At 41.3% G+C, this 11,721-nt stretch carries 12 protein-coding genes and 1 rRNA gene; 3 read left to right on the top strand and 10 right to left on the bottom strand.

The window, feature by feature from the left end:
* Positions 1 to 67 (bottom strand): 16S ribosomal RNA (locus CSV67_RS16285); the annotation flags it as partial.
* Positions 68 to 465: 398 nt separating this feature from the next.
* Positions 466 to 1,368: a DMT family transporter gene (locus CSV67_RS16280; RefSeq protein WP_099632638.1), complete on the bottom strand. Its 903-nt coding sequence runs from the start codon at positions 1,366 to 1,368 to the stop codon at positions 466 to 468.
* A gap of 125 nt (positions 1,369 to 1,493) precedes the next feature.
* Between CSV67_RS16280 and CSV67_RS16275 the strand changes: the two genes are divergently transcribed.
* Entirely contained in the window at positions 1,494 to 2,216 is a 723-nt protein-coding gene (locus CSV67_RS16275; protein WP_099632637.1) for an MgtC/SapB family protein, read from the top strand.
* Positions 2,217 to 2,319: 103 nt separating this feature from the next.
* Here the strand turns inward: CSV67_RS16275 and CSV67_RS16270 are convergent, their stop codons facing one another.
* Entirely contained in the window at positions 2,320 to 3,483 is a 1,164-nt protein-coding gene (locus CSV67_RS16270) for an iron-containing alcohol dehydrogenase (protein ID WP_099632636.1), read from the bottom strand.
* Between the two features lie 104 nt (positions 3,484 to 3,587).
* Between CSV67_RS16270 and CSV67_RS16265 the strand changes: the two genes are divergently transcribed.
* Positions 3,588 to 3,845, top strand: a complete 258-nt coding sequence (locus CSV67_RS16265; RefSeq protein ID WP_099632635.1) for a DUF378 domain-containing protein — start codon at positions 3,588 to 3,590, stop codon at positions 3,843 to 3,845.
* Positions 3,846 to 3,886: 41 nt separating this feature from the next.
* Here the strand turns inward: CSV67_RS16265 and CSV67_RS16260 are convergent, their stop codons facing one another.
* From CSV67_RS16260 to pruA, 3 genes are all read right to left on the bottom strand, one after another.
* Positions 3,887 to 5,131 carry a Glu/Leu/Phe/Val family dehydrogenase gene (locus CSV67_RS16260; RefSeq protein WP_099632634.1) on the bottom strand — a complete coding sequence of 415 codons (1,245 nt, stop codon included), beginning with the start codon at positions 5,129 to 5,131 and terminating at the stop codon, positions 3,887 to 3,889.
* 136 nt (positions 5,132 to 5,267) lie between these two features.
* Positions 5,268 to 6,461 (bottom strand): ornithine--oxo-acid transaminase, encoded by a 1,194-nt coding sequence (locus CSV67_RS16255; RefSeq protein WP_099632633.1) that lies wholly within the window; start codon positions 6,459 to 6,461, stop codon positions 5,268 to 5,270.
* A gap of 33 nt (positions 6,462 to 6,494) precedes the next feature.
* Positions 6,495 to 8,039 carry an L-glutamate gamma-semialdehyde dehydrogenase gene (gene pruA, locus CSV67_RS16250; RefSeq protein ID WP_099632632.1) on the bottom strand — a complete coding sequence of 515 codons (1,545 nt, stop codon included), beginning with the start codon at positions 8,037 to 8,039 and terminating at the stop codon, positions 6,495 to 6,497.
* Between the two features lie 179 nt (positions 8,040 to 8,218).
* Between pruA and CSV67_RS16245 the strand changes: the two genes are divergently transcribed.
* Positions 8,219 to 9,520, top strand: a complete 1,302-nt coding sequence (locus CSV67_RS16245) for a sigma 54-interacting transcriptional regulator (protein WP_233192645.1) — start codon at positions 8,219 to 8,221, stop codon at positions 9,518 to 9,520.
* 79 nt (positions 9,521 to 9,599) lie between these two features.
* Here the strand turns inward: CSV67_RS16245 and yugI are convergent, their stop codons facing one another.
* The 4 genes from yugI to CSV67_RS16225 all read right to left on the bottom strand — a co-directional run bounded on the left by yugI (position 9,600) and on the right by CSV67_RS16225 (position 11,312).
* A complete protein-coding gene (gene yugI / locus CSV67_RS16240) occupies positions 9,600 to 9,974 on the bottom strand; it encodes a S1 domain-containing post-transcriptional regulator GSP13 (RefSeq protein ID WP_029054404.1) in 375 nt (124 codons plus the stop codon).
* A gap of 118 nt (positions 9,975 to 10,092) precedes the next feature.
* Positions 10,093 to 10,359, bottom strand: a complete 267-nt coding sequence (locus CSV67_RS16235) for a DUF1871 family protein (protein ID WP_099632631.1) — start codon at positions 10,357 to 10,359, stop codon at positions 10,093 to 10,095.
* 114 nt (positions 10,360 to 10,473) lie between these two features.
* Positions 10,474 to 10,695, bottom strand: coding sequence for a hypothetical protein (locus CSV67_RS16230; RefSeq protein ID WP_099632630.1), 222 nt, complete (start codon positions 10,693 to 10,695; stop codon positions 10,474 to 10,476).
* 29 nt (positions 10,696 to 10,724) lie between these two features.
* Entirely contained in the window at positions 10,725 to 11,312 is a 588-nt protein-coding gene (locus CSV67_RS16225; protein WP_099632629.1) for a peptidylprolyl isomerase, read from the bottom strand.
* Positions 11,313 to 11,721 lie beyond the last annotated feature (409 nt).

Genomic DNA, 11,721 nt, shown 5'->3' with positions numbered 1-11,721 from the left:
GCTCGACTTGCATGTATTAGGCATGCCGCCAGCGTTCGTCCTGAGCCAGGATCAAACTCTCCATAAGACTGACAGACAATCTGCAGCGAATTACGTCGTCGATTTCAGTCGATCAGTCGGTCACGTACCTGAGTGCGCTCCCTCCTTCTCTCCTTCATCTCCTAGTACTTCACTACATCTTGCCAGTCAGTAAAATGAAAATTCGATTAGCTCGAGTTTCATTTGCTGGCATCAATTAAGATACTCATTTTGTTTGTGTCACCGTGAGGTGCGCAAACTGTATTTCGTTAACGTTTTGCTGTTCAGTTTTCAAGGTTCGTGTTTGTTAGTCGTATAAAAGCGACTTCTCTATCTTACACTCGGTTTTTGTCGAAGTCAACAACTTTTTTAAAAAAGTTTTTTTATGTTGTTTTCGATTATGTCCGAAGCGACAAGAACTAATATACAATAGATCGTATAGAGAAATCAAGTGTTTTTCGTAAATAGTTTTTTCTTTATTGCTTTTATATCAATAACAAACAGCAACACCCCTATCAGGACAACGATTGCACCTCTTAATTGTAGAGAAGTTATTTTTTCGTGCAACACAAAAAACGCAGCAATTGAAGCGAGTACCGGCTCAAACAGAACGGCGATCGACACGACATTTGTGCTCACCCATTTGACTGCCCAGTTGAATAACGTATGCCCCAACAAATTCGGTAAGATAGCCAAAGCTAGAAACCATCCCCAATCCGAAGTGGGATATCCGAAGAAAGGTTCTTGCGTGATGAGCACATAGAAAAATAGTGCAACCGAACTCACGGAATAAATAAGAAAGGTATACGTCACGAGTGATATTCTTTTACGCACATTTTGACCTATTAATAAATATGCGGTAACGAATGCACAAGCGAGTAATGCCAGTATATCTCCAAATAACGCAGCTCCACTTACTTGAAAATCTCCCCAACTAATAATGAAGCTTCCTGTTAATGCAATGAAAACAGCAGTCAGCATCTTTCCTGTAATGATTTCTTTAAAGAACAATGCGGTACCTGCTAAAGCAAAAATTGGTTGCAGCGTCACTAATACAGTCGAGCTGGCAACTGACGTGTAGTTTAAGGATTCGAACCACAGGATAAAATGAACTGCTAGAAGGATTCCTGAACTCGCAGTAAACAGCCAATCCTTTTTTGTTAACGACTTGAGTTCGCTACGATAAGAAATTAAAAATAACGGAAGCATAATAACAACTGAAAAGAACATACGATAAAAGGCGATGACTCCTGCATCTGCAGTAGCCATTTTCACAAAGATTGCGGAAAGTCCAATAGTTAGGACACCAATCGCAATGGGTATATAGGGATGTATTAGCGGTTTATTCAAAATATCACTTCTCTTTCTATCTCTCTTCCCATTACAATAGAAGAAGAGGCATGTACCAATCGATTGCCGTATAAAAGAGAGTATATAGGTAATCTTCCTATTTTGTAAGTGAAGGGGGATAATTTATGTTAACGATCCTTGCCGATTCATTTAATGGAGAAGCATTAATAAAAATCAGTATCGCCCTAGTACTAAGTATCATTATGGGCGTGGAGCGTGAGATCAAAAAAAAACCTATTGGACTAAAAACGAGTGCAGTCATCGCTACCTTCAGTTGTCTATTGACAATCATCTCAATGGAAGCCGCTTATTTAGTCCCCGCTCGTAATGATATTAATATTACAATGGATCCTTTGCGACTATCTGCACAAATCGTCAGTGGTGTCGGGTTCCTAGGTGCCGGAGCTATATTGCGCAGGGACAATGATAATATTACCGGGCTTACTACAGCTGCCATGATTTGGGGGGCAGCGGGAATTGGTATCGCGGTAGGTGCAGGCTTCTATATCGAGGCATTGTTCACTGTAGTGAGTGTAATGATCGTCATCGAGCTAGTAGCGCCTTTATTAGGCAGATTCGGCCCTAAACGCTTGCGCACTAAAGAAGCAAATTGTACGGTCATCATTACTCAAAAGTCTAAAATTGACGATCTCGTCAGGTACTTGAATGAAGAACATATGGAAATTGACCATATGCGTATCAAACAATTTCAGACACCTGAACGCCAATATCACCACGAATTGCAATTCAAACTTATGGCACACCCTAAAAAGTCTACCTCCGCACTCTACATAGAACTCACTACGCTTTCCTATGTAGAATCAGTAGAACTTGTTATTTATCCATAATAAAACGCCAAGTCGACGTGACCTGACGTGATAAACTGAAAGCAAACCCTGTACTGGCTATGCTTTCAGTCTTTTTTATGCAATTAACAAATGATTATAGAGGTTACAAACTAGCCTTCAATATAGTGAAAACTTCATCTTTGGATAATTGAGCGAATCTACCGACCGGCCCATTCACAACTGCTTTTTCTACCATTAACTCCAATTTAGAGTCATCAATATCATAATCAGCTAACGTAACAGGTGCGCCAATCTTCTTCCAATAAGCACTTAAAGAGTCGATTCCTTCAATCGCAATTTCCTCGTCCGACTTATCAGCTGGATCTACTCCGAATACACGAACCGCCAACTGAACAAAGCGTTGTGAATTTTTCGGGAATGTTTGCTTCATCCAGTGCGGGAATAAAATCGCTAAACCGCCAGCGTGAGGAATGTCGTAGACAGCAGAGACAGCGTGTTCGATAGTATGTGTACCCCAATCCCCTTTTGTACCCATCGATAGAAAACCATTTAATCCCCAAACTCCTGCAAACATCATGGATTCGCGAAGCTCTACGTTCCCCGGATCTTTCACGAGCTGCTCTCCAGTCTTCATAACGGAACGCAATGCCGCTTCACATAGTTCATCTTGGAGCGCAGCATTATTTGCAGTATGGAAGTATTGCTCTAACATGTGTGACATCGTATCAACAATACCATTGACCGTTTGATCGAGCGGTACTGACAATGTATATTCAGGATCCAATATAGAGAACTTTGGATAGTTTAACGGTCCGCCCCATCCATATTTCTCCTGTGTTTCTTCATTAGTAATAACAGAACCCGCATTCATCTCTGAACTAGTCGCAGTAAGCGTCAGCACCGTTCCAAATGGCAATGCTTCTTTAGGTGTTGCTTTGCCTGTTACGAAGTCCCAAGGATCACCATCGTATTTCGCTGCAGAAGCAATCAACTTCGTACAGTCTATAACAGAACCACCACCTGCTGCGATAATCACATCGATATGATGTTCTTTACACAGATCTGCGCCTCTTTTAGCTGTTGACAGTCGGGGATTCGGTTCAACGCCCGGCATCTCTACTACTTCAAAATCATTGTCGTTCAATAATGTCATGATCTCATCATATAAGCCATTACGTTTAATGCTGCCTCCACCGTATACTAAGAGTACTTTTTTACCGTATCTTTCAAGTTCTTCAGGTAAATGCTGCAGTTGATCTTTGCCGAATATTAATTTAGTCGGATTGTTGAAAATAAAATTATCCACATCGTATGCCTCCTTCTTCTTACTTCCCATTATGAAAAAGATGTATTAACGATGCAAGTATAGTGTTCTAAAAACAGGATATACTTTTCATAGGAGGAGATAAAATGGAAACATTGCAAAAAGTTACGTTAGCAATTGCGTTAATTGGCGCATTAAACTGGGGCGTTGTCGGGATTTTCCGTTTTGATGTCATCGCACAACTAACAGAAGGTGCTTACCAGCCATTAGCACGCTTCCTTTATATCGTAATCGGATTATCTGGTCTCATGGCGTTACAAGTTCTGTTTACGTATTGGCGCAGAGAAGGGGAACCGAAATCTACCGAAGAGATCCAATCCACTTCATCCATCAAACAAATATAAAAGGCATCTCCTCACACTCGAGGAGATGCCTTTTATCACTTTTATACCCAACCACGGAAACGGCTTGCTTCCGCTGTTTTACGTACACCAATCATATATGCTGCTAAACGCATATCGATATTACGTGTAGTTGCGATGTTGTAAACATTTTCAAACGCTTGAACCATCTTCGCTGTCATTTTTTCACGTACTTCTTCTTCAGACCAGTAATACCCCATATTATTCTGAACCCATTCAAAATACGATACCGTTACACCACCAGCGCTGGCCAATACGTCAGGCACTAGTAAAATACCGCGATCTGTTAGGATTTTTGTCGCTTCCGAAGTAGTTGGACCGTTAGCTGCTTCCACTACGATGTTCGCTTTGATATTATGAGCATTTTTTTCTGTGATTTGATTTTCGATTGCCGCTGGAACTAGAATATCACATTCCATTTCGAGTAATTCCGCATTTGTTAGCGTATTGTCGAATAATGTAGTGACTGTTCCAAAGCTGTCACGACGATCAAGTAGATAGTCGATATCTAAACCATCCGGATCATACAATGCACCGTACGCATCGGAAATACCGATTACTTTCGCGCCTGAATCATGTAAAAACTTAGATAGGAAACTGCCTGCGTTACCAAATCCTTGGATGATTACACGTGCACCCTTCATATCAATATTACGACGTTTTGCCGCCTCATTAATAATGATCGTTACACCTTCAGCTGTTGCGCGCTCGCGGCCATGTGAACCGCCAAGTACGACTGGCTTCCCTGTAATGAAACCAGGTGAGTTGAATTCATCAATTTTACTATATTCATCCATCATCCATGCCATGATTTGTGAATTCGTAAAGACGTCCGGTGCAGGAATATCCTTTGCAGGTCCCATTACCTGACTAAGTGCACGCACATAGCCACGGCTCAAACGTTCTAATTCGCCCATCGACATTTCTCGCGGATCACATATGATGCCGCCCTTAGCACCACCATATGGTAAGTCTACAATTCCTGCTTTAAGTGTCATCCACATAGAAAGTGCCTTTACTTCTTCCGCACTAACGTTAGGATGGTAACGAATTCCACCTTTTGTCGGTCCCACAGCATCATTGTGTTGACCGCGGTATCCAGTAAATACTTTCACTTTTCCATCGTCCATACGGATAGGAATACGTACTTCTACCATTAGAAGTGGTTCTTTCAATAGTTCATACATTCCTTCATCATAGCCTAGCTTTTCAAGTGCATCTTTTATAACAACTTGTGTAGACGTAAATAGATTCAGGTTTTCTGTCATTGTATGGCTCGCCTCTTTGTTTGTTTTTGTCTTTCACGGACACATTATAACACGAGCATAGTCAAACATCCACTCATCGATTCCAAATCTTTTTCGAATTTTTTCGTAATGTAAAATCTCGATGGTAGCGTATTACTTACTTGTTAAATACTGTGCGAATATTTTTCAACGCCCAATCCAACTCATCTTTCGTAATAATCAATGGTGGAGCGAAACGAATCACTGTATCATGTGTTTCTTTACATAATAAACCTAACTTTTTTAGCTCTTCACAATACGGGCGTGCCGGTTCGGTTAATTCCATTCCAATAAACAATCCACGTCCACGCACTTCTTTAATTGCAGGATGTGATATTTTTTTCAGTTCATCCATGAAATAATTTCCTAATTCCTTGGATTGTTTCGCAAGCTCCTCGTCTTCCAACACTTCAATTGCCGCTAATGATACTGCGCACGCCATTGGATTTCCACCAAATGTTGATCCATGAGATCCCGGATTGAATACACCTAGGACGTTATCATTCGCAAGTACACAGGAAATTGGGTATACTCCTCCGCCGAGCGCCTTGCCAAGGATATACATATCTGGCGTCACGCCTTCGTAGTTACAAGCAAACATTTCGCCTGTACGACAGAGTCCTGCTTGAATTTCATCCGCTATAAAGAGAATGTTTTCCTCTTTACATAATTCCGAAGCTTCCTTCATGAATCCTTCAGGCGGAATAATGATTCCAGCCTCTCCTTGGATCGGCTCAATTAGGAAAGCAGCTGTATTGGAAGTAATAGCTGCTTTCAATGCATCAATATCCCCGTACTCTACCAACTTGATTCCAGGTAGCAAAGGACCGAATCCTTTTTTATATTCAGGATCGGATGACAAGGAAACGGCCCCCAGTGTACGGCCGTGGAAATTTCCTACACATGCAATAATTTCTGCGTGGTTGCCTGCCACGCCTTTCACATCATACGCCCAGCGTCTCGCGGCTTTTAAAGCTGTCTCCACTGCCTCTGCGCCAGTGTTCATAGGTAAAACCATGTTTTTGCCCGAAAGCTCTGCCATTTTTTCATACCACGGACCTAATTGATCATTATGGAATGCACGGGAAGTTAGCGTTACACGATCCGCTTGGTCCTTCAGCGCTTGAATGATTTTCGGATGGCGATGTCCTTGGTTGAGCGCAGAATAAGCAGCTAACATATCCAAATATTTAGTACCTTCAGGATCTGTTACCCAAACACCTTCCGCTTCAGAAATAACGATGGGTAGCGGATTATAGTTATTTGCACCATATTTTTTTGTTTTCTCAATCACATTAGTCGTTTTCGTCATATTTGTTCACTCCTTCAAATTCACCTCAACGATTTACAGCATCTCGGATGTCGTTTTCCCTTGCATATGCAGTTGCAAGTAATCAGGTCCGCCGGCTTTTGAATCAGTACCAGACATGTTGAAACCGCCAAAAGGCTGGTATCCAACGATAGCGCCTGTACAACCTCTGTTGAAATATAGATTACCTACATGGAAGTCTTCTCGAGCTTGCTCAATATGGTGTCGGTTCTTCGTAATGACCGCACCTGTTAGACCGTAGTCTGTATCGTTTGCAAATTCAATCGCTTCTGTAAACGATGAAGCTTTTGAAAGCGCCACGACTGGACCGAAGATTTCTTCTTGGGAAATTCGTGCATTTGGATCCACATCTGCGAATACGGTTGGCGCAATGAAGTATCCTTTCGAATCGTCACCAGTACCACCCGCAATGAGACGTCCCTCTTGCTTGCCTATTTCAATATAATCCATGATTTTATCAAAAGCTGCCTGGTCAATAACTGGACCCGCTGTGTTGTTGCCATCGATTGGATCGCCCCAGTTATATGACTTCGTGATTTCCTCTACGCGCTTTACTACTTCATCGTAAACATCTTCATGAATGATCGCACGGGAACACGCTGAACACTTTTGGCCACTGAATCCGAATGATGAAGATACGATAGATTGCGCAGCCAATTCTAAATCCGCTTCATTGTCGACAACAATCGTATCTTTACCGCCCATCTCCGCAATCACACGTTTCAACCAAATTTGACCGTCATGTACTTTGGCCGCACGTTCGAAAATACGTGTACCTACTTCACGTGAGCCAGTGAATGAAACGAAACGAGTGTCCTTGTGGTCGACCAAGTAGTCACCAATCTCAGAACCTGATCCTGGGATGAAGTTGACGACACCAGCTGGCATTCCCGCCTCTTCCAGTACTTCAATAAATTTATAGGCAACGACCGTTGTTGTGGAAGCCGGCTTCAACAGGACGGTGTTTCCTGTTACAAGTGCACCTACTGTTGTACCCGCCATGATCGCAAATGCGAAATTCCATGGTGAAATCACTACCCCTACACCAAGTGGTACATAATCGAATCGGTTATATTCACCTGGTCTACTCTCCACATGCATACCTTCTTTTAGTCTAAGCATCTGACGGGCGTAATATTCCATAAAGTCGATACCTTCAGCAACATCTGCATCCGCTTCATTCCAAGGCTTTCCCGCCTCCTTTGTAAGCAGTGCAGAAAACTCAAACTTACGACGCCTAACGATTGCAGCCGCTTTAAATAATACATCCGCACGAAATTCCGGCTTGACTTTTCTCCACGTTTTGAATGTTTCTTTCGCAGTATTCATCGCTTGTTCTGCTAGATCACGACTAGCTTGCGAGACATTGCCGATGATCTCTTTTTTATTAGAAGGGTTAGTGGATGCTAACTTCTTGTCTGTCATTATGCGTTCGCCACCGATAATTAGCGGATAATCTTGTCCTAGATAACTTTCTACAACTGTTAAGCCTTCTTCATACGCTTGGCGATTTTCTTTAACTGTAAAATCAGTGAACGGTTCGTGTTTGTATGGAATCATTTGGAATCAAATCCCCCTTTATAATTGGAACGCAAAAATTATTTGCATTTGGTAGCGTTTACATTTATAATGATGCAAGAAAACGTTGCACATTGCAAGCTTTTTATTGTAATTATTTTTAAATTCTATTAACTTGGCGACTGAAATACGATAGTACATACAGTAGGAAGGTGTTTTAATTGAAAACATACGAAAAATTATTGAATATATGCAATCAGTTTGCAGTAGACCATGCAAATATCGGTATACACGCTGTGGATCATTCAGGACGAACCATTGTCTATAACCGTAAAATGAAGGACATTGAAGGATTAAATCTTGAAGATATAAAAGATCATTCCATTTTGGAGTTATTTAACTTTGATAAAAATGAGAGTACGTTATTGAAAGTATTACAAAGTGGAGAACCGCAATTGCGTGTGAAGCAGAGATATTGGAATACGAATAAAGTAGAAATCACGACGATGAATGACACGTACCCTATTTATGAACAACAAGAGTTAATCGGTGCGATTGAGTTCGCTCAAGATATTACCGCATTGGAAAGATTTGTTTTACAACCATTGCGTAAAAATCGCGGACCGATTACATTCACTCAAATTACTGCCCATTCAGCTGTCATGAAATCGGTCATTTCCACCGCCGAGAAAGCAGCAGAGGCTGGATTACCAGTTTTATTAATTGGAGAAACAGGTGTAGGGAAGGATAATCTTGCTGAGGCTATTCACTATGGATCAGTTGAAAACGAGAGGGTTTTCCATACTTTCCATTGTCTACATGCGGATACAGATATCATTCAACAACTCGAAGAAACGTTGCAGCAGCAACCGTCTATGACGTTATTTTGCGAACGTATCGATAGTTTATCGATCTCTTTGCAACAGGCATTGCTGTTTGTCTTACAGAAAACATCCAGTCATCAATTTATTGCAAGTATCGGGGATGATCCAGTCGAGCTTATCGCATCGGGCACATTGCTAAAAGAGCTTTACTACTTTTTCGCCTCTTTCACCATTAGGATTCCTCCTCTTCGAAAGCGTCCGGAAGATATTATCCCTTTTGCTGAATCGTATTTAAAGAGTAGAATAGAATCGCTAGGGACAGGATTGACGAAAATCGATGAAAAGGTAAGAGAATCACTTATCGCATACGGATGGCCGGGGAATTTGCGAGAGCTCGAGCTGCTTCTCGATGAAGTCTCATCCATGCGTACAACAGAAAATACGCTCACTTTTGACATGTTACCTCTGCAATTTAAGATAAAGATAGAATCTACAGCGAATGACGCTTCACAACCAAGAGATTTTATCGTTCAAAGTGATTCAAAGCTAGTACCGTTTGATCAGTATTTACGTGAAGCCGAGAAGTATTATCTTCAAAAAGCAATGGAGCTACATGATCATAACATTACAAAAACTGCGAGCTCTCTCGGTATGAGTAGACAGAACTTGCAGTATCGATTGAGGAAACTGAAGGACTAGATAAGTAGTAACGATTGCAATTTCAAAGACAAAAAGGACAGACGTAAAAGTACTTACCACTTCTACGTCTGTCCTTTTATTAACGTCCGGATTGTTCAATCCATCCTTGTAGTTTATCTTTCAGTGAATTAAAACCATCAGCGTCTTGCTGATCCACGCGTTCTTGCAATGATTGACGAGAACGAGAGTGATTCAGGTAAGAACTTGGTGGTTCCTGTAATGCACGGATCGACAAGCTGATTTTACTAGCCCCTTCATCCACATCCAATACTTTGACGTGAACTTCTTGTCCAACTTCCAAAAACTCATGAATATCCTTTACGAATCCATACGTGATTTCAGAGATGTGCACTAATCCTTGCGTTGAGGCATCCAGCGCTACAAACGCACCGTACGGCTGTATGCCGGTAACTTTTCCGGTCAGCTCATCTCCTACTGCAAATTTGTGAGACATGCCAAACAGCTCCCAATCTAAAGTAGTATCTAGTCTGCCACTAAGGCCGCTTCATAGTATACCATATTTTGATGTTTTGAACAAAAAAAGAGCCATCTGAATAGATGGCGTGAAGTAGTCAATATGTAACGATTGATTTGGCTTCATATTTAACAGCAATCAGTTTATAGGATATGTCCATACAGTTCTCTAATGGTATCCAAATTTCATGGGCGTGCTCATAGATATCGCGAATATACTTAGCTAAGTCTGCTGGATGATCTACATGATGGAGTTTCGTCACTATTTCAGTGATTTCTGTACCATATGCATATTCCCCCTCTTGGAATGGATCCCATTGCTTAAGAAGTGAGACTGCTTTTTTATTCATTTCAATGGTTTGCATGATTCGTCACCTGATTTGTGTTTTCTTTTAATGATAGCACAACAGCTAGTAAGAGAACAGTTGGAGGTATTTTGGTAATTTACGAGACTGACTGATTAACAAAGAACATCCCGATCAATCGATGGGATGTCCCGAGTTGTTATGTTGTTGTCGTTCTTTTAAAATACGTTGTTCAAGCTCTTTCGTTTCTTCTTCCTGCTGTTTGGATTTCTTGATAATCCAACGAAATACGAACAGCATTAGCGTCATGAAGATGACGAAAGAGATTGCTGCTGGGATGTATTCTGATTTATCTTCAGGAAAATAAAGAAACGGCATTAATAGAACGAAGTCCATGCTAGTTTCCCCCTACGAATCAAATACGATTACTTTTGGATAATTTCGATTGATTCAATTTTAATTTCTTCGTTTGGCTTATTATCGCGGTTAGTTTTTGCATTGGCAATGTTGTCGACAACGTCCATTCCTTCTAACACTTGACCAAATACAGTGTGCTTCTGATCCAAGTGTGGTGTTCCACCGTTTTCTTCATATGCAGCTGCAATTTCTTCAGGCCATCCACCCTGTTTCAATTGTGATGCTGAAGCGTTTGCTGAAGAAGCCTGTACGATGAAGAACTGGCTACCGTTTGTGTTGGGTCCAGCGTTCGCCATAGATAAAGCGCCGCGCAAGTTGAATAGATCCATAGTAAACTCATCTTGGAATGTGTTGCCGTAGATGCTCTCTCCGCCCATTCCTGTTCCAGTTGGATCTCCACCTTGGATCATGAATTCAGGAATAACGCGGTGGAAAATAATACCGTCGTAGTAGCCATTCTCTGCGTGAGTCAAGAAGTTTTCAACTGTTTTTGGAACGCGCTCTTTAAAAAGTTTTATTTTGATTGGTCCCATTGTTGTGTTCATCGTTACGAGTGCTTCGTTTTCTGCTACTTCAGTTGATAGTTGTGGATACATGATATTCCTCCTCAAATTTGCGTGCTTGTTCATTTTGGTGCATGTTTTGTATATGAAAACAGTCTATCATAGATGATGGCAAATTTCGATCATTGTAACTGTGACAGTTAGTTGACAATGTTTAGTGTGGCGTGAAAACGCGCAACCTGGAGAAAGGACAACATTGATCCACTTATCGAACAATGCGAGTATCGCTCATTATTTCGTGTAACCGCTCATAGTTCATGTGTAACCGCTCAATGTTTACCGCCAACCGCTCTATCCATGTCCGCTAGTGAAGGTAGTATAAAAAGTGGACATAATCTAATGAGCGTGTTTGGATTAAAAGAACAAACAAACTGAATGGAGTGTGTCCACATGAGAAAACGAATTGATGATAATTTAAAGCGTCATCTGATTAAGTTAGTGG

Source organism: Sporosarcina sp. P2 (genome assembly GCF_002743255.1).
Lineage (GTDB): Bacteria > Bacillota > Bacilli > Bacillales_A > Planococcaceae > Sporosarcina.
Note: the sequence above shows the minus strand (reverse complement) of the source record. Positions and strands in the feature narration are given on the sequence as shown.